Source organism: Brumicola pallidula DSM 14239 = ACAM 615 (assembly GCF_000428905.1).
In the GTDB taxonomy this organism is placed as follows: Bacteria; Pseudomonadota; Gammaproteobacteria; order Enterobacterales; family Alteromonadaceae; genus Glaciecola; species Glaciecola pallidula.
In genome coordinates this window covers 230,144-254,193 of record NZ_KE386815.1, presented here as the reverse complement: position 1 = coordinate 254,193, position 24,050 = coordinate 230,144, and the positions used below count along the sequence as shown (strand labels likewise).

The following is a 24,050-nucleotide window of genomic DNA, read 5'->3' as shown; positions in this document are numbered from 1 at the left end:
CAATTATCGGGCTTTAGTCAATTCAAAAATAGTATATAATCAATATAATGATTGAAAATGAAATGCGCCTTAGATGGCGCATTTTTGTCTAGTATGGACAGCTGAAACCATCTTGTAGGGCTTGCTGCTATAAAAATATTAGCTTCATTCTTTCCGTTTCAGATAATAAAAACAAATTAAAGAGTAGATAGATGACTACATATCCCATGACTGCGCATGGCGCCCAAATGCTACAAAAAGAATTACTTGAGTTAAAAACCGTGAAGCGTCCAGAAATCATTAAATCGATTGCCACGGCTCGTGAACATGGCGATTTGAAAGAAAACGCTGAATATCATGCTGCGCGTGATCAGCAAAGCTTTTGTGAAGGACGTATTCAAGATATTGAAGGTAAATTGTCGAACGCGCAAATTATTGACGTTACTAAAATAACAAATAACGGCAAAGTCATATTTGGTACAACGGTTACCGTAATGAATTGCAAAACAGAAGAAGAAATCACCTACAAAATTGTTGGTGATGACGAGTCAGATATCAAGAGGCTACTTATTTCAGTGAATTCACCGATTGCTAGAGGTTTTATTGGTAAAATGGCTGATGACGTGGTTAATATTCAAACCCCAGCTGGCAAAGTTGAATTTGAAATTATTGACGTGAAGTACATCTAGTTTCCAACTATCTTCCATGTCCTGAGCAAATACAGGTGAGTTGGTCTTATACCAACTTACCTTCTTAATATAGCAAGTCTAAATTGATTGCCGTCAACGTAAGTGCTAATTACTTAGTTTGTTTTCGTTTGATGAGTCTTTTACTGATCCTTGAGCGTGCAACCAATCAGTAGCCTTAGTTAATGCCTCAGTACGATTATTTACGAATGCATCCGGCGGTAAAATTTCAGTAAAACCCATTTTCTGAAATTTTTTCTTCGAACTCGGTTGTTTGACTAACATGAGGATATGTTTATCCAGCTGGTTTGCATCTTTTATTAAGTTTTCAATTGCCAGAGCAATAGTGTCGTCAAGGAACGAAACATCGCTTAAATCGATAATAATTACTTTATGTTCGGTCATGCTACTGAGTTCTCGCGACAATGCTTTTGATACACCAAATATCATGGTGCCACTTAAATAGAAAAATAAAATCTGACCATTGGCTTTATTGAGTAATTCTCGTTGTTCAATTGTCAGCGGTAAGCGCCCGTCAACATCACTAATCGCTTTTATATTTTTAGCCTGAGAGGCGCTGAGTTTTTCAATTGTAATGATATTAGCAATGAAAACACCAATGCCTACGGCAACCACCAGATCGACAAATACCGTCAGTAATAAAACTGCATACATTATTAACGAAGATTGCTTAGAAACCTTGTGAGCACGTTTGATAAAGCTCCAATCGAGTATATCGATACCGACTTTGACTGCGATACCTGCTAATACCGCGATAGGGATGACAGAAATTAACCCAGAAGCACCGAAAATAGCAACCATCAAGACGAAAACACGGATCAAGCCCGAGAGTGCAGTTTTGGCTCCAGCTTGAATATTAACCACGGTTCCCATGGTTGCGCCTGCGCCAGGTAAACCGCCTAATAATCCCGACATCATATTACCTATACCTTGGCCTATGAGTTCTTTATCTGACTTGTGCTCGCTGCGTGTCAGATTATCTGCAATGACAGACGTTAGCATTGAATCGATACAGCCGAGCATACCAAGCACAATACCATCGAGGATCATGGTTCTAATTTGATCTGACGTAAACTCAGGAAAAATAATAGAAGGTACGCTCACGTTTATTTCACCGATCCTCCTGATATCCACGGTTTGAAAGAACAAGACCGAAATAAGCGATATCATAATCAATGCAATGAGTTGGGGAGGCACAATATTTTTGAGCTTTTTAGGGGTTAAAAAGAGGATCAAAATAGTCGCGATTGCCATACCAAATTCAGTAAAGCTGATATTTTTAATAATCTCAGGCAGTGAAGTCAGCGTGCCCATTACGCCGCCAGTAGGCGCAGCCGATCCCAAAGCCGGAGCGAGTTGCATTACGATTAAAATACAGCCGATACCAGACATAAATCCGCTAATAACGCTGTATGGCATCATGGTTATGTATTTACCCAGTTTCATAACACCAAAGATAATTTGGGTAAAACCGGCGATCATGACCACAGTGAATGCCATTGCTAAGCCGTTATCAGGATTATCGGCAACCAGTGTAGTAACAACAGCTGCCATAATGACGGTCATCGGTCCGGTAGGTTCTGATATTAAGGTAGGTGTGCCACCAAACAAGGCCGCGAATAGTCCGATAATTATTGCGCCGTATAAACCAGCCTCAGGTCCGACACCGGATGCAACACCAAAGGTTAATGCCAATGGAAGCGAAACAATAGCTGCGGTGACGCCACCCAGAATATCGCCGCGCAGATTGCTCTTATTAATAGTATTGAAAATTTGCAAAACTGACCACCTTAATCAACGCATTATCTACGCTCCGATAATACATATTTCTTATTATTTTGTGTCAAGCAGACTTATGTTCTTGTTTACCGACAATAACTTACTGTATCTGTATTTTACGTTGAAGCAGAGCGCCAATGATGAACAAAACAAAGAAAAACAGGTAAGAAGGCCAGTTTCCAAGCTCTCTATACGGCGTTTTTCCGGTAACCAGCATAACGTCTTGAGTTAATACCGTATCTTCAAACTGTGGGGCAATTGCACTGATGATACCGCGATGGTCGACAAATGCAGTCACGCCTGTGTTTGTCGAGCGTAATACCGGTAATCCAAATTCTTTTGCGCGTATTTGTGCTATTTCTAAATGTTGATGTGGGCCATGTGAATCACCAAACCAAGCATCATTACTGACGGTTATAATGGCGTCCGTATTGTCATTTAGGTTGGCTCTGATTTGATTAGGAAAAGCGATCTCAAAACAAATGGCCGGTGCGAGTTTCATTCCATTCGCGACTAAGTTTGCTTGCACATAATCACCTCTGGTAAAAGAGGACATTGGCAGATCAAATATAGGGGCAAGTTTTCGTAGAATAGATTCAAATGGCACAAATTCACCAATTGGCAATAAATGGTGTTTGGCGAAACGGTTTTTATGTCCATATGCATAAGGGATTGAGTTTTGGCCTAATTCATCATTTCCTAAACTGACTAAATTATTGTAGATTTTTTGCGTACTATAATTAACGTCAACAATGCCAGTGATGAGTGCAGTATTGGTTTGTGTTGCTTTTTTATCGAGTAATTCAAGATACTCAGTAGCGGCAATTTCCAGCTTAGGAATAGCTGCTTCGGGCCAAATAATGAGATCAGAATCCCAATGATCACTGGTTAAATTCCAATACTTTTGCATGGTAGGGCGGTCTTGTTCAGGAACCCATCTAACGGTTTGTTCAATATTGCCCTGAACCATAGTGACTCGTTTTATTTCACCGCTTGGCTGCGTCCAACTGATCAAATTTAATACCAAACCAGAGACACAAAAAATAACGCCGACACTAATTGATTGAAGCCCGTTGATACGCCAAGATGTATGCTCGTGTATTAACTTTAGGCTTAAGCCTAGATTGACCGTTATTAAGATCAATACTGCACTAACACCAATTTCACCAATAATTGGGAGCCAACCACCCAGCGGTCCATTTAGCTGGCTATAACCAAGCGATAACCAAGGAAATCCAGTCATAAAATGCGCACGTGCAAACTCTAAGGCTAACCAAAATAGAGGAAGAGAAAGAGGCCAAAATTGCTTTGCGAAATAGCGATTTGTTAACCAAATTGCGATAGCTGGAAATAGGGCAAGGTAGCCACAGAGAACGGCCATCATGGCGATAGAGACAACTAAGGGTAGACCGCCATGGTCTGCAATGCTGACATGTATCCAACTTATACCAGCAGCAAAATAGCCAAAACTAAAAAACCACGCCATTTTAAAACTGTGTTCGGTGAGTTTTACTTGAACAAAAAACCAAATAGGTAAAACAATAAAAGGCATCCACCACGCATTAAACGGGGCAAAAGCAAACGTTAAACTTGCCCCCAAAATGAAAAGTGAAATTCCTTTTAACCACATGTTCAGGCGTTAATCCTCTGAATCTGGTAGTGTCACTTTCAGTTGCATAATTCGGCGTTTGTCAGAGTTGGTGATCTTAAATCCTATATTTTCGATGGTAATTTCATCATCTGTACCGGGCATATGACCAAAAGCGCGCAACACTACACCACCAATAGTATCGGACTCCTCTTCATTTAGGTTAGTTTCAAAGAAGCGGTTAAAATCCTCGACAGAGGTTAGCGCCTTTACAGAATAAGTGTGCTTATTCAATGGCCTAATTTCATCGGTTTCCTTAATGTCGTCATCGTATTCATCTTCAATCTCGCCGACAATAAGTTCCAAAATGTCTTCGATGGTAACTAGACCAGATACACCGCCATATTCATCCACTACGATGGCCATGTGATAACGCTGTTGGCGAAACTCTTTTAGTAAAACGTCAACGCGCTTGCTCTCCGGTACGATGATAGCTTGGCGCACTACTTCTTTTAGTTTAAATTCTTTATTAGGCAGAAACGCGTAAGGGAGCAAGTCTTTAGCTAGCAGAATGCCTTCAATGTGGTCTTTATCTTCGGAAATAACTGGATAACGGGAGTGGGCATGGTCGAGCATAATGGGTAGGAATTGCTCAACGTCTTGTTCAATATCGATAGTGACCATTTGTGCTCTAGGGATCATAATTTCCCTGACCCGGATTTCACTAACTGTCATCACCCCTTCAATCATTTCTTTGGTTTGGGGGTCTATTAGATCACGCTGTTCGGCGTCTGAAATGACTTCAGAAAGTTCTTCTCTGCTTCTCGGTTCCCCCTTAAAAGAATAGGCTAAGCGATTTAGCCAGTTTCTATTTGAGGAACCGCTGGTAGAGTGTGGGTTGTCGTCGCTCATGATATTTTCGCTTATTTCCTAGTACTTTATAATTAATTATATTGGTAAGGGTTGCCAATGTTCAATTTGGCAAGTATCGCGGTTTCAATACCTTCCATTTCTTGCGCTTCACTTGCATGCATGTGGTCATAACCTAACAAGTGCAATAAACCATGAATACATAAATGCGCCCAATGGTCAATAATTTGCTTGTTTTGTTCTTTAGCTTCTTGCTCGACAACAGCGGCACACACGACTAAGTCACCCAAAAACGGCATATCAATATGCTCAGGTGCGTCGAACAGGAAGGATAACACATTTGTCGGTTTATCTTTTTCTCTATAGTCTGAATTGAGTTGTCGGGACTCAATTGTATCTACTATACGAAAGGTAACTTCAAACGCCGTTTGCTGAATATTCTGTATCTCGCTATGCGTAATATGATTACTTTGGGCAGCGTTTGTATCGGCCGCTAATCCAGCATTCTTTTGCATCGAAGACCTTGAGCGTAGGTCGTTAATCGTCGCGTTTAGCCATTCTTCAATTTGCTGTACTGTGGGCAAAGCGTGGATGAGCTTGTCGCGCTCAACCACGCTTTGTAAATCAACGCTGATCGTCATTACTAGGGTGTTTACTTGTCTGCGCTTGCTGTAAGTCTTGCTCGTCAATATGTTTGCTAGAGTGACGAATTTGATCTTCTCTTAGTTGTTTCTTTGCCTCTAATTCAATTTCTTTTTTTGCTTCATATTCTTCATAAGCTTGTACAATACGGGCAACAATTGGATGTCTTACAACGTCTTGTGCAGTAAAGAAATTAAAAGAAATATCGTTAACATCACTTAATACTTCTATTGCGTGACGCAAGCCTGATTTCGCCCCTCTAGGCAAATCAATTTGTGTAATATCGCCGGTAATTACAGCTTGAGAGTTAAAACCAATGCGTGTTAAGAACATTTTCATTTGCTCTACAGTGGTGTTTTGACTTTCATCGAGAATGATAAAAGCGTCATTCAATGTGCGACCGCGCATGTATGCTAATGGTGCAACTTCAATTACGTTGCGCTCAATGAGCTTTTCAACTTTTTCAAAGCCTAACATTTCAAATAAGGCATCGTACAATGGACGTAAATAAGGGTCGACCTTTTGTGCTAAGTCACCGGGAAGGAAACCTAGCTTCTCACCCGCTTCTACCGCAGGACGGGTTAACAAAATACGTCTCACATCTTGACGCTCAAGTGCATCAACTGCGCAGGCAACGGCAAGATAAGTCTTGCCTGTTCCGGCTGGGCCAACACCAAAAGTAATGTCGTGAGTTAGCACGTTAGACACGTACTTTGACTGATTTGGGTTACGCGGTTTGATAACGCCTCGTTTGGTTGTTATATGGACTTCTTTGCCATAATCGCCAGCTTCGGCGCGTTCCAAACATTTGACTTCTTGAATAGCTAGGTGCACTTGGTTAGGTTCTAAGATAGGAACACTGCCTTTTACAGGCTGCGTTTCTATGTACAACAACTTCAACAGTTCGCTTGCGCCATTCGCTTGTTGCAGTTCTCCTAACACCTTAAATTCGTTTGAACGGTAAGTTATTTCAACACCTAAGCGACGCTCAATCTGTTTGATGTTGTCGTCTAATGGACCACATAGACTCGATAAACGTTTATTGTCTTGTGGCTGTAATACAATTTCATTACTCACTAACTTGCTCAATATAACCTCTTTTATTTAAGACTCTTATTTATCATAGACCGGCTTATGCTTGTTTCAAGCTCGCCTTTTCAAACTGCGTGTTATTGTCAAGCCATCACGCAGGAACGAATTGAGTTACACCCACATTATCAGGTTGCGGCTTTTTGGCCATAATGCTTTGCGGTGATACTGCAATACGCAATCCCATGTCTTTTTCACGTCTAATAACGTTACCACGCAGTGAATTACTGTAAACCGCTGTAATTTCAACGTCAACAAATTCACCTATCATATCAGGAGAACCTTCGAAATTAACCACACGGTTATTTTCTGTTCTTCCAGTTAATTCCATCACATTTTTCTTAGATGGCCCTTCAACCAAAATGCGTTGAGTTGTTTCTACCATATTGCGTGCAATGCGCAGTGCATTTTGGTTGATGCGTTGTTGTAAAATTTGTAAACGCAGTTTTTTGGTAGCATCAGTGACATCGTCAACGATATCAGCTGCAGGCGTTCCAGGTCGTGAGCTATAAATGAAACTAAAACTCATGTCATATTCAATGGCACTAATTAAATCCATCGTTGCTTCAAAGTCAGCATCTGTTTCACCAGGGAAACCAATAATAAAATCAGACGACATACACAGGTTAGGACGCACTTTTTTCAATTTGCGAATAGTCGACTTATATTCGATAGCAGTGTGGCCACGTTTCATTTGGTTAAGAATACGGTCAGAGCCGCTTTGAACTGGCAAATGCAAGTGATCAACTAACTCTGGAATGTGCTTGTAGGCTTCTACAATATCATCAGTAAATTCGACCGGATGAGAGGTTGTATAGCGGATACGGTCAATACCATCGATTGAAGCGACAAGCTCGAGTAACTCAGCAAAACGACAAATACTACCGTCATAATGCGGGCCTCTAAATGCATTCACGTTTTGACCTAATAAATTAACTTCACGCACACCTTGCGCCGCAAGTTGTGCAATTTCCAGTAATACATCATCGACTGGGCGATTAACTTCTTCTCCGCGAGTGTAAGGCACCACACAAAAGCTACAATATTTTGAACAACCTTCCATAATTGATACGAAGGCTGTTGGGCCATCTGCACGTGGTTCCGGCAAACGGTCAAATTTTTCGATTTCGGGGAAGCTAACATCAACAACGGATTTATCACCGCCTTTGATTTGTGTGATCATTTCAGGCAAACGATGCAATGTTTGTGGACCGAACACAATGTCGACATAAGGTGCACGTTTCCTAATTTCTGCACCTTCTTGAGACGCAACACAACCGCCAACGCCGATAATTAAGCCCGGCTTGTTTTGTTTTAAATTCTTCCAGCGGCCTAATTGATGGAATACCTTCTCCTGTGCTTTTTCGCGAATAGAGCAAGTGTTGAGTAGAATGACATCTGCATCTTCCGCGTCGTCTGCTAATGTGTAGCCATGAGTCGAATCGAGCAGATCTGCCATTTTCTCAGAATCATACTCGTTCATCTGGCAGCCCCAGGTTTTGATAAATAACTTCTTATTCATAATAGCGATATTTCGTCTTTAATTAGTTCGATACGGTCCGAACGAACGATTTTTTCGAGTTCGCTTCGGCTGATCATTCCGCTTGGAATACATAAGTGTAACATTACATTTTAGACTGGAACAGTGATAGACGCTAGTTTAAACACTCGGTAGTTCATGTTTTATTTTGTTTAAATAAACCATCGTTGTCTAATCGTTACATTTGCTGCCCAAATTAACAGAATTCCGCCAAAAAGCATGCCCAGCGTTAGCGGTTCGTCCCAGAACGTGTAACCGATCATGGCGGCGAAAAATACACTTGAATAGCCCAGTAATCCTATTTTTACAGGCGAGGCGTAATAGTACGCTTGTGTCATCAGCAATTGTCCACAAACCGCTAACGCACCGGTAAGCACTAACAATCCCCAGTTTTGGTTATTGATGGGTTGCCAGTCAGTCATCATTAGTGGAAACGAAAATAAAGTCGAAACACAAATAAAGTAGAAAACAATTCGCACTGCGGGTTCGGTGTCGGATAATTTTCTGATCGTACATTTGGTAGTAGCGACTAACAACGCACAAAACACGACAATGAATAATAAATTGAATTCAATACCTTGTTGCGGGTTTATTATAAAAGCAGCGCCAACGAAGCCAATCATAATTGCTACCACGGTTTTGGATTGTATTCTTTCTTTTAACCATATTTTGGCAATTATAGGTATAAAAAAGGGGGCCATTTTTAACGCCAGTATAGCGGATGTAAATGGCATGTGCGCAAGCACGTAAAAGAAACAATACATTCCACCGAGGCCGGTTGCAGCGCGAAATAAATGCAGACCAACACGTCGGGTATATATTGCTTGAGCGCCTTTTCTTAGACACCAAGGACCTAAGAATAGTAGCGCGAAAAAATTACGGAAGAAGATTATTTGAGATTCTGACAAGCTGTCGCTTAATAGTTTTACAATGGCGCTTACGCCTGCAAAAAAGGCCTCTACAATAACCAGCGCAATAGCACCTAGCAACACTTTATTTTTCATTATTGATTATATTGTTGAGTTGGCGCATGAGGATATTAACGATACTATGTTAGCGTGGAGTTCTGATATGATTTACCTATTTTTGCTACATTAAGTTCACTAGTAAATTTTGCAATTCAATGTTCAGCGCAGAGTATCGGGCATAAGTTCGTGAACCGTTTGTTAATTGAAGCGTAATCATGCTTACGACCAGGCGTTTTGTCAGGAAATTAGTACGGAGCTTAGATAAGGAGCTTATATGAGGAGCTTGGTAATTCGTTCTCGACCCATGGTGAAAGGTAACTAAATATCGGTTGGTGCACAGTGGTTGAGTATGACTATAAACAACATCATAAAAAGTAGGAAAGCATGGAAATAACCGTAGATTACTGTATTTTTGGTGGCGGTATGGTTGGTGGCACTATGGCGATAGGTCTGTCAACGTTAGGCTATAAAGTCGCTGTAGTAGAAGCAATCAAACCCAAGGTATTTAACGATGCTGAGTTGCCCGATTTGAGAGTTTCAGCATTAAACCGCTTCACGCAACGCCTATTGCAATCCTATAATGTGTGGGACAAAGTACTCGCCATGCGATGCCAGCAATACAATCGACTCTCCGTCTGGGAGAATAGTACTAAGGCGCTTAATTTTGAGGCCTCGCAAATCGGTGAATCGTACTTGGGATATTTTGTTGAAAACCGCATTTTACAACTTGCGCTACTAGACACTATTGAACAAGAACATGCTGACAACATCCAGTTGGTTTATGGCAGGGCCGTGGATATTAATCTGATTGCAGCTGACGTGATACTAGACAACGATATTCATATTCAAGCTAATACGCTAATCGGCGCAGATGGTGGGGATTCGCAGTTGCGCCAACAAGCCAATATTGGTGTCACAGGCTGGCAATATGAACAGCAGGCTAACGTGCTATTAGTCAAAATGGTATCGGAGTTTGAATCCGCAACTTGGCAACAATTTACACCACAAGGGCCAGTTGCTTTTCTGCCTTTGTTTGATGGCTATGCAAACTTAGTTTGGTACGCCGATTCAGCAACCAGTCAACATATTCGAAACACCAGCAATACAGACATAAAAAAAGAAATCATTGCTCGATTTCCGTCTACTCTAGGTGATTTTGAGGTGCTAGATAAAACAGGCTTCCCATTGCGTCGAATGCATGCCAATCAATATTGGCGCAAAAACGTGGTGTTGATAGGCGATGCAGCTCATCAAATTAACCCATTGGCAGGACAGGGTGTAAATCTTGGCTTTAAAGACGTAGATGCGTTGGTTACCTGTATTGAAAATAATCCCATTACTGCGAAGAATAAGCAGGCGTTGAAGGATTATGAAAATAGCAGACGAACACCTAATTTAGTTATGATGAGTGCGATGGATATTTTCTATCAAACTTTTAGTAACGACATTAGCGTGTTAAAAACGATGCGTAATTTAGGTGTTCAAATGGCCAATGTAGCGGGCCCAATTAAGCACAAAGCACTCAAATATGCGATGGGGATCGAATAAGCCTGCGCTTATCATATGCAAATCGGATAAGGCCCATAGAAAACCAACTTCAAGCAGCAGATAATCACTTAAATATATAATAAGGAAGTATTTATGGCAATTTTAGGCATATTGGCGGTTTTGTTTATCGCCCTCATTGTCATCGTTCCGATGCTTGAGAAATCAAGTGTGAGAATATCGCCAGAAACGCAAGCTAAATTCATGAAATGGGTGATACCGCTTATCGTAATTCTGCTGGTTATTCAGCTATTCATGTATATGTGAAGGACCGTTTTGTGCAGGATCGTTTTGTAAAAAGCAGTTGATCATATATGCACAATAGGTCTGGTGCAGAAACGCGCAATCACTAAGAGTGGGGCGCGTCAGCACCAAGTCGGATTACTACTTCCAAATGTTGTCTTCAGTGCGCCCTTGTATTTTGCAATTAGCTTCAATAAAGTCCATTTTCGCTTGATTCTTACGCTTTTCATTATAGTCTTTAGTGACTGCAACAATGGTTGGCGTCAGCATCACAATAGCGATAATATTGACTACGGTCATTAACCCTAAGGCCATATCAGCCATCGCCCAAACTTTTGGTACTGCTGCCATTGAACCCCACAAAATCATTCCAAGGTAACCCGTGGTATAGAAAGTGCGACCAAACTTATTGTCAAGTTTAAATACATGTAAGTTACTCTCTCCGTACGCGTAGTTTGCCACTACCGAGGTAAACGCAAATAAACTAATAGCAGCAGCCACGAAATCTCCGCCGTAAGCTCCTAAATGACTTTCCATGGCAGTTTGTGTTAAGCGAATACCCTCCATTTCGCCGACATCATTGCCATGCCCTGCCAGCAATATGATAAAGGCAGTACAAGTACATAAAATCATGGTGTCAATAAATACACCGAGCATCTGAATATAGCCTTGTGATACCGGATGGTTAGGGTGGGGCGATGCACTCGCTGCCGCATGTGGCACACTACCAGAACCCGCTTCGTTAGAATATAAACCTCGTTGGATGCCGTTTTTCACTGCTGCTGCGAATGCACCAGCACCAGCCTCTTGTAAACCAAAGGCTGATTTTACGATATCGATAATTACGTCGGGCAATAATTGAATGTTGATAATTGTGATCACCAGCGCAACTAAAACGTAAGCGACACCCATAAAAGGAACTATCCATTCGGCAAATCTTGCAATGGCGCGTAAGCCACCAATCACGATTAATCCTGCAAGGGCGATAATGACCAGCCCTGAATGCAAGGTCTCGATACCGTAGCTGTTACTGAGCGCGTCAGTAATGGTATTTGCTTGAACTGCAGAGAACACAAATCCGTAGCCAAAAAATAAGCATAAAGCGAACAAGATAGCGAACCATGAATTATTTAGACCTTGCTTAATATAATAGGCTGGGCCACCTCTATACTCGCCGTTTTCGTCTTTTATTTTATATACTTGGCCTAATACGCTCTCGGCGTATCCTGTCGCCATACCGAGCAATGCTATAACCCACATCCAAAATATTGCGCCAGCACCACCTAAGGAAATGGCAACTGCAACCCCAGCTAAATTACCCGTTCCCACTCTAGCTGAAAGACTGGTGCATAGAGCTTGGAATGAACTGATACCAGCAGCATCGCTTTTACTACTGCCTTTGAGCAGTGAAAACATGTGTTTGAAATTAAGGATTTGAATGAATTTCAGTTTAACTGTAAACCAAATGCCGGCGATCAACAGCAGATAAATAAGGACCTGGCCATCGCCCCATAAGACCATATTGACGAAGTCGACCACAATTGTGATCCACTGACCCATGAGATTGACTAGTTGGATGAAAATGTTTGCGGATTCGCCAGTGGGGATTTGTATTTTAGTAACTAAGTTAAATAACAAAATTCTGTTCCTTTAAAACGCAAAAAACGCCGGATAAACCGGCGTTCTAAAATTGGCTGGGGTAGCAGGACTCGAACCTACGAATGACGGGATCAAAACCCGTTGCCTTACCAACTTGGCTATACCCCAAGAGTAATCAAGAGTGCTCTAAATTACAACTCAAAATTTTGAGTTTTAAAAACTGAGATGGCTGGGGTAGCAGGACTTGAACCTACGATCGCGGGATCAAAACCCGCTGCCTTACCAACTTGGCTATACCCCAACAGTTTTTGGTGCGGAAGGAGAGACTTGAACTCTCACGCCGTGAAGCACTGGAACCTAAATCCAGCGTGTCTACCAATTCCACCACTCCCGCATATCTCAGACACCTACTATTCCTAATAAGTGAATTGGTGGCTACGGCGGGACTCGAACCTGCGACCCCATCATTATGAGTGATGTGCTCTAACCAGCTGAGCTACGTAGCCTACCTATCACTCCAAACCAGCGCTAGTCCGCTTCAGAGTGGCGCGTATTATGCTCAGTTGGAGTGAGGTCGTCAACCCCTTTTTTGCATGAAATAACTAGTTGGACACAAATTAGTCAAGAAACCTTCACTATGCCCAATATTATGGAAATTTTCTTGGTAACATTCCAGTCGCAATATTAAACTTTTGCATTTGTGAGACCAGTTTTAGGCCTAATACGGAGTCTGATAATCTCGGTACTCTGGTCTCATCTGTATCATAATTACTTTGTTTGAAAGCTAAGGTAAAATTTATGTCATTCTCGGTAAGCCCTTTGTGTCGGGTTTTAGCTGACAACTCACTTATTTTTCTAATACTGTTTTTTCTTGAAAACCGCGCGAATGTTTTAAAGGTGAAATGTTCCTCTACATGGCGGTTACTTAAGTGTAATAACGCGTCCATTAAACTGAATAAAAGCGCATTTTCGGTAGGTGCTTCAATGAGCACATTAAAGTTAGACAGCACCAGTAGTTCAGGCAACTTAGTCGTATCAGAGCAATTGAACTGAACTGTTACAAGCAGTTGTTCGCTGCTTAATGGTAAAAGCTTGACAAGTTCGAAGTAACCGTGGTCATACTGTAATTTAGCAATCACCTTTTGCAGCGCAACCTCGCTTACATGGCCGCTTTTATCATCGGTATTGGTTTTCCCTGACATCGCCATTAGTGGGAGGTCATGATGGCAACTGAACGGTGTTGTCGCTTTGTTATTATCGTTGTATTTTATTAACTCTCGAACTTCATGTTCTCGCGCCTTCATTATCGCTAAAAATGCGGTTTGTATAATTTCAGAAGAAGGGAGCTGGGGTTCAACACGCCAGCGTCGACCATAAACTATCTTTTGGCTGTCTTGTGATTGGGCACTCATATAATTATCGACGCCAATAATGCCGACCTGAATAAATATTCCACCTTTGTCTTCGTCTACAAATAGCAGGTAACTTGGATCGTAGCTTACTTCGGCTACGATATTGTCTACAGATTCTTTTGTGTGATGATAAGACAAATAATGCTGCGGAATACAGTTGGTGCCGTCATCCAATAACACTTTTGGTGCGCTAGGTAGTGCTGTCTCACCGGGCAATAATGGGAGTTGCGTTTTCATGTAGTTTTGTCACCAAATACTATTAACGTGCATTTGACCTACAATAAGTAAGTCGTAATTCATTTTGTAGCCTTGTTACGTTAAATATATCTTTTGGGTTTTACATGAGTATAAAATATTTATGATGGTTAGACTAAAACAAGTAATAACTAAATTAAATCAATTGCTTAGTTATGATTAATGAACTGAATGGAGTCGTATTAAGCCCACATTAACTAGTACTAATGCGGGCTTAAAATAAGTTTTACACGTTAAAACGGAAGTGAATAACGTCGCCATCTCTGATAACGTAATCTTTACCTTCTAAACGCCATTTACCTGCGTCTTTGGCGCCTGCTTCACCCTTACAGGAAACGAAATCGTCATAACCAATGATTTCAGCACGAATAAAGCCTTTTTCGAAGTCGGTATGAATTTTACCAGCACCTTGTGGCGCGGTTGAGCCGATAGGATAGGTCCAAGCTCTGACTTCTTTGACACCGGCAGTGAAATAAGTCTCCAACGTCAACAAGCTATAACCGGCACGGATCACGCGGTTTAAACCTGGTTCTGTTAAGCCTAAATCGGCCATAAATTCGGCTTTTTCTTCTTCGTCTAACTCGGCAATATCAGACTCAATAGCGGCACAAATACTGACGACAGTAGCGCCTTCGGCTTCAGCAATCGCACGCACTTTATCAAGGTGAGGATTATTTTCAAAACCATCCTCGCTGACGTTAGCAATATACATTGTTGGTTTTAAGGTTAAAAAGTTCATATAGGCTATGACCGCGTGTTCTTCTTTGCTTAGCTCAATAGAACGCAGTAATTGACCTTCGTTTAAACAAGGCAACAACTTTTCAAGTACCTTTAACTCAAATTTAGCATCTGAATCACCACTTTTTGCTCTTTTCCCAACGCGAAATATGGCTTTTTCTGCGGTTTCTAAATCTGACAATGCAAGTTCAGTATTGATGATGTCAATATCTTCTTGCGGGTCTATTTTACCTGCAACATGAATAATGTTTTCATCGTCAAAACAGCGCACAACATGACCAATGGCATCTGTTTCTCGGATATTAGCTAAAAATTTATTGCCTAAACCTTCACCTTTCGATGCTCCAGCCACTAAACCAGCGATATCCACAAATTCCATAGTGGTTGGAATGACGCGCTGAGGTACTACTATCTTTGCCAATGCATCCAGCCTTTCGTCAGGCACAGGGACAACGCCGGTATTAGGCTCAATGGTACAAAACGGGAAATTTGCTGCTTCGATACCTGCTTTGGTCAATGCATTAAAAAGAGTAGATTTTCCTACGTTTGGTAGGCCTACAATGCCGCACTTAAAACCCATATTATTGGTCCTTTAATATCTATTTATTGAGAAGCATTGCGTCAAACGCAATACCAAATAATATTTAATCCGCTTTGAAAGAATGCAATCGCTGTATAGCGGAGACTAAATCTTCTTTGATTAAGATCTCAGTACATCTGATTGCTTCATCTATAGCGGCATCAATTTTTTCTTGCTCTGCTTGTGCGGCTTTACCTAAAACATGGCCGGTAACCTTACCTTTATGACCTGGGTGACCGATACCTATTCTCAGTCGCAAAAATTCCCGTTGATTGGCTAGGCTAGCAACAATATCGCGAATACCATTTTGCGTTGAACTACCACCTATTTTGAATTTAGCAACTCCTGGGTCAAAATCGAGTTCATCGAATGCAACTAAAAGTTGGTCATAATCTATTTTGTAGAAGTTGGCTAATGCAGCGACCGCTTGGCCACTTTTATTCATAAAGGTAGTTGGGATGAGCAAACGGATGTCGCGCCCGTGTAGAGTAAAACGACCGGTAAAACCAAAAAACTTACTTTCAAACTTTAAAGGACAATTAAATCTTGAAGCTAAGCTTTCAACAAACATCGCACCCGCATTGTGGCGGGTACTTTGGTATTCGGGGCCTGGATTACCCAGACCCACGATTAGACGAATGTCAGACAAACTGATTATGCCTCAGTTGCGTCTGCTTCACCTTCATCTGCTGCTTCAACGCTTGGGCCCTTAGCCGTTTTAACAGTAACCACTGCTAAATCATGCTCTTCGCCTTTACCTAACTCAACCGATTCAACGCCCTTAGGGAATTTAACGTCTGATAAGTGAATGGTTTGACCCATTTCAATATTACGTAAATCAATTTCAATATATTCAGGTAAGTCTTTAGGCATACATAAAACTTCGATATCGTTCATGTGATGCTCAGCGTGACCTCCATTCAATTTAATCGCGTCAGATTCTGCTGCGTTAATGAAGTGAATAGGTACGTTAGTAGTTAAAGTTTGACCAGCAATAACGCGTTGAAAATCGATGTGCGTTACTTTTGGCTTAAACGGGTGGCGTTGCATATCTTTAACAAGCACTTCTACTTTTTTACCATCAATGTTAATTGTTAACACGTGCGAGTAAAAAGCTTCAAACTCTTGAGCTTGGTTTACTTTATTATGTTCAAGGGTGATAGATATCGGCGCTTCTTCACCACCATAAACGATTGCAGGCACTTTATCCTGAAGACGAAGGCGGCGGCTCGCACGTTTCCCTATGTCAGTTCGGATAGTTGCATCCAATTTAAAAATTGCTTTAGACATGTTATGTCTCCAAATATATAAAATTAATAAGCTCGATTTTGCGACCAAATCGAGTATGTTGTTGTTTGTTACCGCTTTTTATTACCGTCTTTTCTTTGTTACCGAATTAGTATTAAAGATATAACGCGAGTAGACGACACCAGTAAAAAACAAAAGCCCGTACTAAAACGGGCGGCGCATTCTATCACTGCGGGTACTAACACACAATGTAAACTTAAGCTCAGCCAGCCTAAATTAAGCGCAAAGTAGATAATCTTTGGTTTGGTCAGTGTTTTGTTTTACAAATCTGTGTCATTGACGCTGGGACGTCCTGCTTCCTGCGCATTTGACTCATCTAGGATGACGACACTTTCAACCTTAATAACCTCACCAAATTGGGTAGTTGTGAGCATATTAGGTAATAGTTTGCCGCTCAACTGGATTACTAAGCCATGACGTAAATCAGCTTTGTTCATGCCTATCGGCGTGTATTTATTACCATTCTCATCAATAAAACCAAAAAAACCGCCTTCCATTTGTTGAAATAATACTTGGCCTTTTAAAACCAATAATTCTGCTGTGTCGGAAGATACTTTTTGCATATCATTACTTAATGTTTGCTCGATTACTTTATCTTCGGGCGTATTTGCGGCTTTATCTGCGTTTTCACCAGAGCATCCGGATAGCGCCGCAGTTAACAGTAAAAGACGGATGATAGAACCCTTTGACATACACATATTAATATTTCCTTTAAAAATTTAAGTCTAACACTGCACCATTAACATAGCAGTTTAGACTGCTATTATCGATTGCAGCATGGCCGAACGCACTAAGGTCTATACAGACTGGGTTTTGTAGACTGACTTCATCATAATGTAATCAATTTAGAATAAGTCTGACCGATGCTTTGTTTTAAATAAAAAATAGCTTTAAATAAATAACATAGCTTTAAATAAATAACATAGCTTTAAATAGATAATATAATTTTAAATACAAAAAAAGCCGCAAATCGGCAAAAATAGGCGGCTTTTTTAGTTATTTTTAGCGTTTAGTATTCAAACATCGCTGATATAGATTCTTCGTTGCTAATACGGCGGATCGTTTCTGCTAACATCTCTGAAAGTGACAACTGCTTAACTTTCTTTAACGCTCTTATTTCTGCGCGAAGCGGAATACTGTCAGTAATAATGATTTCGTCAATCACAGAATCTCGCAGGTTTTCCACCGCATTGCCTGAGAATATCGCATGTGTCGCATATGCAAATACTCTTGCTGCACCTTGCTCTTTAAGTGCCTCAGCTGCTTTCGCTAAGGTCCCACCCGTGTCGATCATATCGTCGACAATAATACAGTCTCTGCCTTTTACATCACCGATAATGTTCATTACCTGAGCAACGTTTGCTTTAGGTCGACGTTTATCAATAATAGCTAAGTCAGAATCATTTAACAGCTTGGCAGTTGCTCGTGCTCTCACAACACCACCAATATCAGGTGAAACAACAATGGGTCGAACAAAGTCACGTTGGAACATATCATCAAGTAATATTGGCGTACCAAACGCATTATCTACAGGTACATCAAAGAAACCTTGAATTTGTTCGGCATGCAAATCGACGGTTAAAACGCGATCTACGCCAACGTTTGAAAGGAAATCAGCAACAACTTTCGCTGTAATTGGAACTCTTGCCGAGCGCACGCGTCGGTCTTGACGTGCATAACCAAAGTAGGGGATAACTGCGGTAATTCGGCCGGCAGAAGCGCGACGGAAAGCATCAATCATAACGATTAATTCCATTAAGTTATCATTGGTTGGCGCGCAAGTAGATTGAATAATAAAAACGTCAGAACCACGCACGTTTTCATGAATTTCTACACAAATTTCACCATCACTAAAACGACCAACACTGGCATTTCCTAATTTAGTGTATAAACGTTCGGCGACTTTCTGGGCGAGTTCAGGTACAGCATTTCCTGCAAAAAGCTTCATATCAGGCACAAGATAATCCTCAGTGCGTTGTTTAGGTGGTGGCTGGGGTAGCAGGACTTGAACCTACGATCGCGGGATCAAAACCCGCTGCCTTACCAACTTGGCTATACCCCAATAATGTTTTAACTTGTCAACAACTAGATGTCAGCTATTTTAGATCCCAAGGGCGATATGCAAACCTGAACGGTTAACGCCTTTAGCAACAAAACCAGCATAACAATCGGGTAGCAGATGGAGAACTTTGTCTGCGTTTTCTTTCGCATCGAAAACCGCAAAAACACTCGCTCCTGTTCCAGTCATTCGCGACGGTGCGTAGTGTAACAACCAGCGTAATAAATTTGCAACATCCTTATGCGTTTTCTCAACTAAAGTTTGACAATCATTGTGAGTTTCTTCAAACCGGTATGTTTTAACGTCGATCTTAGGCGTATTTCGAGGTAAGTCAACCGAAGTAAATATTTCTTTTGTAGATATTGATACATTGGGCGTCGCCACCAAATACCACTTCTCAGGTCTGAGCGTTGGCAATAACACGTCTCCAACGCCTTCTGCAAATGCCGTATTTCCATGCACAAAAATAGGCACGTCAGCACCCAGTGTTAAGCCAATTTTGGCCAACGCTTCAGTGTCCAAGTTGCAATGCCATAGTTGATTCAACACAACTAAAACCGTTGCTGCGTTTGAAGAACCACCACCGATTCCACCACCTATAGGTAAGCATTTCTTGATGTGCAGCGCACAGCCGCTTCTTTGCGGAGCATATGCTTTCAGTGCCATCGCAGCGCGGTAAACTAAGTTTTCGTGCTCGGGCACGCCAGACAATTGCTCGGCTATTTTAATATCACTGTTAGCATTTATGTCGAAACCAATCTCATCGCTTTTGTCTAATAATTGAAACAGACTCTGCAACTGATGATACCCATTTTCATAGCGACCGGTAATGTGCAAAAACAAATTAAGCTTTGCAGGACTTGGGTACCAGCTTATTTTCTTTGCCACTGACTGACCTTAAATTTTAATCGGGTTTGCTTTAATGGATTATTAACTTCAACTAAAAAAGGAAGCCAAACACCTTGCACATGTTCATATTGACTGTAGGTAATTTCCCAACCAGTGCATGTTGCACAAATAGGCTGAATAATTTCTGGTAAGCCTTTGTCACTCAATACCACGCGGTCCTGTTCACCGACCGAGCCTTTAATCCACTGAGGCAAGTTATCTAGGGGAAGTATCCATCCTGTGGTTTGGTAAACTAGGGCTTCTGTCGATTCTCCCTCGTACTCTTCGCCATCCGCTTGTAAACGCGCAACATCACCATCGTAAGTCAGCTTAAGTAAGGATACACCAATCAAGTTGCTTAGCCGAAAATCGACAACTTGATTTGATTGTTGCCAATTTAAGTAGGCACTCTTGCGTTCACTCGGTGTAATAATTGCAATTTTGCCAGTGAGTTCCCAGTGACTCATTAACGTTAGTTTTTGTTGATTATGCAATTGCAGATACTCAGCCGACATATCAATTGCTTTTCGATTATGCAGGTTGTGCGTGTTTTTACAGCCAGTAACTAGCAAAATAAGAAGATAAATACCAACAAATTTATATGGTGAAGTGGTAAGCACTAAAAAGCCTTTGGTGAAATAACGCGTTGAAAGACTAGCATTTTTGCTACTTAAATTAAATTAGCGAGATAACGAAATGATAAAGTTAAAAAATGTGCAAATCAATTGCCTAGTTAGTGCTCTTTATTATTTAATAAGCTTGGCCTTGAATTATAACGCTTATAGTAAGTATTTTTAGTAGTAAACCGCATTGAATATAGCAGAATCGACTGACTACTGATGTCTATTAATAAATTCTTTAATCTCAATTTCTTTCAATCATATACGCTTTTTCGTACAATGCGGCGAACAAACCTAATATGGTACTAATATCTTTTCTTAATGACCATCATTGCGCTCGGGATTAATCACAAGTCTGCACCGGTAAATTTGCGGGAAAAAGTTGCCTTTTCACCCGATAAACTTGCGCATGCTCTGCAATCTTGCCCTCAATATACGGGTGCTAAGCAGGTAGTTATATTATCTACTTGCAATAGAACCGAAGTGTACATCAAGGCAAAACAGCCTGAGGATGCGGACAAGCTATGTCAGTGGTTAGCGGATTTTCATCAAACCGATTATGAGATTATTAATAAGCACAGTTATGTCAAGCACGGAGACGACGCCATTAATCATCTTATGCGAGTTGCGTGCGGATTGGATTCGTTAATAATAGGTGAACCACAAATTTTAGGTCAAGTTAAGCAAGCATATACGGAATCTAAAAACGCGGGTAAGATCAGTGCAGAGTTTGAAAAGTTATTTCAATCTACCTTTTCTATCGCAAAAAAAGTGCGTACCGACACTGAAATTGGTGCTAACGCAGTTTCTGTTGCGTTTGCGGCAGTGCAGTTAGCAAAACAAATATTTTCAAAATTAACACACAGTAATGTGTTGTTGATTGGGGCGGGTGAAACCATCGAATTGGTAGCAAAGCACTTGGTCGACGCCGAAACAAAATCGATTACAGTTGCCAATAGAACGCTTTCAAGAGCGAGTAAACTCGCACAAAGCCTAAACGGGACTGCAATAACAATTAGTCAAATACCAGAGCATTTGGTGCAAGCTGATATTGTGATCAGTTCGACCGCAAGCTCATTGCCGCTTATTGGCCAAGGTACCGTAGCAACAGCGCTTAAAGCAAGAAAGCATAAGCCTATGCTGTTGATTGACTTGGCGGTACCTAGAGATATAGAACATGAAGTAGGCGAGTTAGATGATGCCTATTTATACACAGTAGATGATTTGCAGAATATTGTGGAACAAAACGTAGCAAATCGAGAAATTGCGGCGCAACAAGCTGAACACATGATTAGCAAAATGGTAGTTGGATACGGGTTTTGGCAGCAGCATTACCAAAACATTGATTTAATAAAAAATTATCGTGAAAAAGCAGAACAAACCCGTGATGATGCGCTGCAAAGAGCATTAAAGCAGATTGATGATGGCATTGCGCCAGACGAGGCCATGAAAGAGTTGGCCTTCAAATTAACCCAAGCTATGTTACACGGCCCAACCAAAGCTTTGCAACATGCAAGTAAGCTGCCCGACGATAATAATCTCAACTTTTTAGCAAAAGCGCTAGGATTACAAGGGACAGTCAAAAGAGAAACAGGAAAAGAATGAAACAGTCCGTAGTCAATAAATTAGAATCGTTGGTGGAGCGTTTTGAAGAAGTTCAAGCGCTATTAGGCGATCCTAGTGTGATTGGTAATCAAGATAAATTCCGTAATTTAAGCAAGGAATACTCACAACTAGAAGCGGTTGTTACGCAGTTTGGCAGCTATCAGTCAGCCCAAAAAGACGTAGAATCTGCGCTTGAAATGATTCAAGAAAATGATCCTGAAATAAAAGAAATGGCGCAAGAAGAGTTAAAAGACAGCAAATCACGTGTTGAAGAACTAGAAATGAGTTTGCAAATTTTGTTACTGCCCAAGGACCCGAAAGATGACAACAGTTGTTTCCTAGAGATCCGTGCTGGAGCTGGTGGAGATGAAGCAGCAATCTTTGCTGGCGATTTATTTCGTATGTATAGCCGCTATGCAGAAACCAAAGGCTGGAAACTGGAGTTAATGAGTTCTAACCTTGGCGATCACGGCGGCTACAAAGAAGTTATTGTTAATGTCAGCGGCGCTGGAGCATATGGCGTTTTGAAATTTGAGTCGGGTGGACATCGCGTGCAACGTGTACCAGAAACTGAATCTCAAGGACGTATTCATACGTCGGCCTGCACCGTAGCCGTATTGCCTGAAATTCCAGAGTCAGAAGCTATTGAAATTAATTCTGGAGATCTTCGCGTAGATACTTACAGGGCCTCGGGTGCCGGTGGTCAACACGTTAACAAAACTGACTCAGCGATCCGGCTCACGCATTTACCCACCGGTGTGGTTGTTGAATGTCAAGATGAACGCTCGCAACACAAAAACAGAGCGAGAGCGATGTCGGTTTTGCAAGCACGTTTAAATCAGATTGAAGAAGATAAGCGCAATGCAGAAGAGGCTAGTACTAGAAAGAGCTTAGTGGGTAGTGGTGATCGCTCAGAACGTATACGTACCTACAACTTTCCTCAAGGACGGATTACGGACCACCGGATCAACTTAACGTTGTATAAATTAGACGACATCATTGCGGGTGATTTAGGCGCGTTAATGGAACCTATTCGTCAAGAGCATCAAGCAGATATGCTTGCTTCACTGTCCGAAGAGTATTGATCAAAAAGTGGCATCGACTCGCAGTAGCATAAAAATTGATGGCGCTAGTGAAACACAAACTAGGGCTATTGGCATGTTCATCAATTCATGTAATAGCTTTGCTGATGTATTGACTGCTAGTAAAAAAGTGTTATCTGAGCAGCAAGCTAACCTGACGTTTAATGACCCAAGGCTAGAGGCTAAAATATTTGTTGAGTATGCATTTAATAAAACATCCATGCAGTTAATTACCCAAAGCGATAAACCGCTATGTGTTGGTGGTAAAAAGAAGCTTGTCACGGCACTTAGCAAACGTATATTAGGATATCCAGTAGCCTATATCGTTGGATGTCAGCCCTTTTGGACGCTGAATTTGAGAGTGTCAGAACACACCTTAATTCCTAGAGCTGATTCCGAAATAGTGGTTGAAACAGCGATATCATTGCCGCTCTCAAATCATGCAAATGTACTTGATTTAGGCACCGGTACTGGTGCTATCGCTTTGGCAATTAAATCAGAATGTCCACATTGGCTTGTTACTGGGTGTGATTTTAAACAAGAAATAATTGAACTTGCAGAGGCAAACGCAATCCTCAATAACGTCGATGTCGCGTTTGTACTGAGCAATTGGTTTTCGGCGATTGCAGTAACCCAAGCTTACGATTTAATTGTTTCTAATCCTCCTTATGTCGAATCTAATTCGGTATGGCTCAAGCAAGGCGATGTTCGATTTGAACCTAGCAGTGCCTTAACCTCGGGTATAGACGGTTTAGACGATATCAAACATATAATTTGCGAGGGTGCTCAGTTTTTAAATAATGGTGGTTATTTGCTGCTGGAGCATGGGCACAAGCAAGCCGGTATGATCCAGCAGATGCTGCAAGAAACCGGTTATACAGAAGTGACGACAAAACAAGATTTAAATGGATTAGATAGGGTGACACTAGGACGCTGGCTACCTAATAATTAGCA

Annotated in this window: 22 protein-coding genes and 5 tRNA genes; 6 read left to right on the top strand and 21 right to left on the bottom strand. The window is 41.3% G+C overall.

What is annotated here, in order from left to right; genetic code table 11:
- Positions 1-191 precede the first annotated feature (191 nt).
- A complete protein-coding gene (greA, locus tag G399_RS0115010; protein WP_006010459.1) occupies positions 192-668 on the top strand; it encodes a transcription elongation factor GreA in 477 nt (158 codons plus the stop codon).
- Positions 669-773: 105 nt separating this feature from the next.
- Here greA and G399_RS0115005 read toward each other — a convergent pair whose 3' ends face one another.
- The 7 genes from G399_RS0115005 to G399_RS0114975 form a co-directional block, all read right to left on the bottom strand.
- Positions 774-2,465 (bottom strand): SulP family inorganic anion transporter, encoded by a 1,692-nt coding sequence (locus tag G399_RS0115005; RefSeq protein WP_006010457.1) that lies wholly within the window; start codon positions 2,463-2,465, stop codon positions 774-776.
- Between the two features lie 100 nt (positions 2,466-2,565).
- Positions 2,566-4,095 (bottom strand): apolipoprotein N-acyltransferase, encoded by a 1,530-nt coding sequence (gene lnt, locus G399_RS0115000; RefSeq protein ID WP_006010455.1) that lies wholly within the window; start codon positions 4,093-4,095, stop codon positions 2,566-2,568.
- Positions 4,096-4,104: 9 nt separating this feature from the next.
- Complete coding sequence (gene corC / locus G399_RS0114995) at positions 4,105-4,965, bottom strand: CNNM family magnesium/cobalt transport protein CorC (RefSeq protein WP_006010453.1); 861 nt, start codon at positions 4,963-4,965, stop codon at positions 4,105-4,107.
- Between the two features lie 32 nt (positions 4,966-4,997).
- Positions 4,998-5,564: an rRNA maturation RNase YbeY gene (gene ybeY / locus G399_RS0114990; RefSeq protein WP_006010451.1), complete on the bottom strand. Its 567-nt coding sequence runs from the start codon at positions 5,562-5,564 to the stop codon at positions 4,998-5,000.
- The gene (locus G399_RS0114985; RefSeq protein ID WP_006010450.1) at positions 5,548-6,654 is read right to left on the bottom strand and encodes a PhoH family protein; all 1,107 of its coding nucleotides are present in this window, start codon (positions 6,652-6,654) and stop codon (positions 5,548-5,550) included. Before G399_RS0114985 ends, ybeY begins: the two co-directional genes overlap by 17 nt.
- 94 nt (positions 6,655-6,748) lie before the next feature.
- Positions 6,749-8,176 (bottom strand): tRNA (N6-isopentenyl adenosine(37)-C2)-methylthiotransferase MiaB, encoded by a 1,428-nt coding sequence (miaB, locus tag G399_RS0114980; RefSeq protein ID WP_006010449.1) that lies wholly within the window; start codon positions 8,174-8,176, stop codon positions 6,749-6,751.
- A 170-nt stretch (positions 8,177-8,346) separates the two neighbouring features.
- Positions 8,347-9,198, bottom strand: coding sequence for a DMT family transporter (locus G399_RS0114975; protein ID WP_006010448.1), 852 nt, complete (start codon positions 9,196-9,198; stop codon positions 8,347-8,349).
- A 348-nt stretch (positions 9,199-9,546) separates the two neighbouring features.
- Between G399_RS0114975 and G399_RS0114970 the strand changes: the two genes are divergently transcribed.
- Positions 9,547-10,710, top strand: a complete 1,164-nt coding sequence (locus G399_RS0114970; RefSeq protein ID WP_006010447.1) for an FAD-dependent monooxygenase — start codon at positions 9,547-9,549, stop codon at positions 10,708-10,710.
- A 93-nt stretch (positions 10,711-10,803) separates the two neighbouring features.
- A complete protein-coding gene (locus tag G399_RS22310) occupies positions 10,804-10,974 on the top strand; it encodes a hypothetical protein (RefSeq protein ID WP_006010446.1) in 171 nt (56 codons plus the stop codon).
- 117 nt (positions 10,975-11,091) lie between these two features.
- Here the strand turns inward: G399_RS22310 and G399_RS0114960 are convergent, their stop codons facing one another.
- From G399_RS0114960 to lolB, 14 genes are all read right to left on the bottom strand, one after another.
- Positions 11,092-12,510, bottom strand: coding sequence for an alanine/glycine:cation symporter family protein (locus G399_RS0114960; protein WP_026843777.1), 1,419 nt, complete (start codon positions 12,508-12,510; stop codon positions 11,092-11,094).
- Between the two features lie 131 nt (positions 12,511-12,641).
- A tRNA-Gln gene (locus tag G399_RS0114955) sits at positions 12,642-12,717 on the bottom strand.
- A gap of 58 nt (positions 12,718-12,775) precedes the next feature.
- Positions 12,776-12,850 (bottom strand) — tRNA-Gln (locus G399_RS0114950).
- An 8-nt stretch (positions 12,851-12,858) separates the two neighbouring features.
- Positions 12,859-12,943, bottom strand: a tRNA-Leu gene (locus tag G399_RS0114945).
- A gap of 35 nt (positions 12,944-12,978) precedes the next feature.
- Positions 12,979-13,055, bottom strand: a tRNA-Met gene (locus tag G399_RS0114940).
- A gap of 141 nt (positions 13,056-13,196) precedes the next feature.
- Positions 13,197-14,198: a hypothetical protein gene (locus tag G399_RS0114935; protein ID WP_006010444.1), complete on the bottom strand. Its 1,002-nt coding sequence runs from the start codon at positions 14,196-14,198 to the stop codon at positions 13,197-13,199.
- A gap of 244 nt (positions 14,199-14,442) precedes the next feature.
- The gene (gene ychF, locus G399_RS0114930) at positions 14,443-15,534 is read right to left on the bottom strand and encodes a redox-regulated ATPase YchF (RefSeq protein ID WP_006010443.1); all 1,092 of its coding nucleotides are present in this window, start codon (positions 15,532-15,534) and stop codon (positions 14,443-14,445) included.
- Between the two features lie 64 nt (positions 15,535-15,598).
- Entirely contained in the window at positions 15,599-16,183 is a 585-nt protein-coding gene (gene pth, locus G399_RS0114925; protein ID WP_006010442.1) for an aminoacyl-tRNA hydrolase, read from the bottom strand.
- Positions 16,184-16,188: 5 nt separating this feature from the next.
- Complete coding sequence (locus G399_RS0114920; protein WP_006010441.1) at positions 16,189-16,824, bottom strand: 50S ribosomal protein L25/general stress protein Ctc; 636 nt, start codon at positions 16,822-16,824, stop codon at positions 16,189-16,191.
- 278 nt (positions 16,825-17,102) lie between these two features.
- Positions 17,103-17,540 (bottom strand): hypothetical protein, encoded by a 438-nt coding sequence (locus G399_RS0114915; RefSeq protein ID WP_006010440.1) that lies wholly within the window; start codon positions 17,538-17,540, stop codon positions 17,103-17,105.
- Between the two features lie 311 nt (positions 17,541-17,851).
- On the bottom strand, positions 17,852-18,799 hold the full coding sequence (locus G399_RS0114910; protein WP_006010439.1) for a ribose-phosphate pyrophosphokinase: 948 nt from the start codon (positions 18,797-18,799) through the stop codon (positions 17,852-17,854).
- Between the two features lie 30 nt (positions 18,800-18,829).
- A tRNA-Gln gene (locus G399_RS0114905) sits at positions 18,830-18,904 on the bottom strand.
- Between the two features lie 39 nt (positions 18,905-18,943).
- Positions 18,944-19,789 carry a 4-(cytidine 5'-diphospho)-2-C-methyl-D-erythritol kinase gene (ispE, locus tag G399_RS0114900; protein WP_006010438.1) on the bottom strand — a complete coding sequence of 282 codons (846 nt, stop codon included), beginning with the start codon at positions 19,787-19,789 and terminating at the stop codon, positions 18,944-18,946.
- Complete coding sequence (gene lolB, locus G399_RS0114895; protein ID WP_006010437.1) at positions 19,774-20,409, bottom strand: lipoprotein insertase outer membrane protein LolB; 636 nt, start codon at positions 20,407-20,409, stop codon at positions 19,774-19,776. The genes ispE and lolB overlap by 16 nt, the downstream gene beginning before the upstream one ends.
- Positions 20,410-20,730: 321 nt before the next feature.
- On the opposite strand from lolB, the gene hemA reads away from it, so the two are divergent.
- From hemA to prmC, 3 genes are read left to right on the top strand one after another with little or no spacing between them, the layout of a single operon-like run.
- Positions 20,731-22,014, top strand: coding sequence for a glutamyl-tRNA reductase (gene hemA, locus G399_RS0114890; RefSeq protein WP_006010436.1), 1,284 nt, complete (start codon positions 20,731-20,733; stop codon positions 22,012-22,014).
- Positions 22,011-23,099, top strand: a complete 1,089-nt coding sequence (prfA, locus tag G399_RS0114885) for a peptide chain release factor 1 (protein WP_006010434.1) — start codon at positions 22,011-22,013, stop codon at positions 23,097-23,099. Before hemA ends, prfA begins: the two co-directional genes overlap by 4 nt.
- On the top strand, positions 23,074-24,048 hold the full coding sequence (prmC, locus tag G399_RS0114880) for a peptide chain release factor N(5)-glutamine methyltransferase (protein ID WP_226988940.1): 975 nt from the start codon (positions 23,074-23,076) through the stop codon (positions 24,046-24,048). Before prfA ends, prmC begins: the two co-directional genes overlap by 26 nt.
- Positions 24,049-24,050 lie beyond the last annotated feature (2 nt).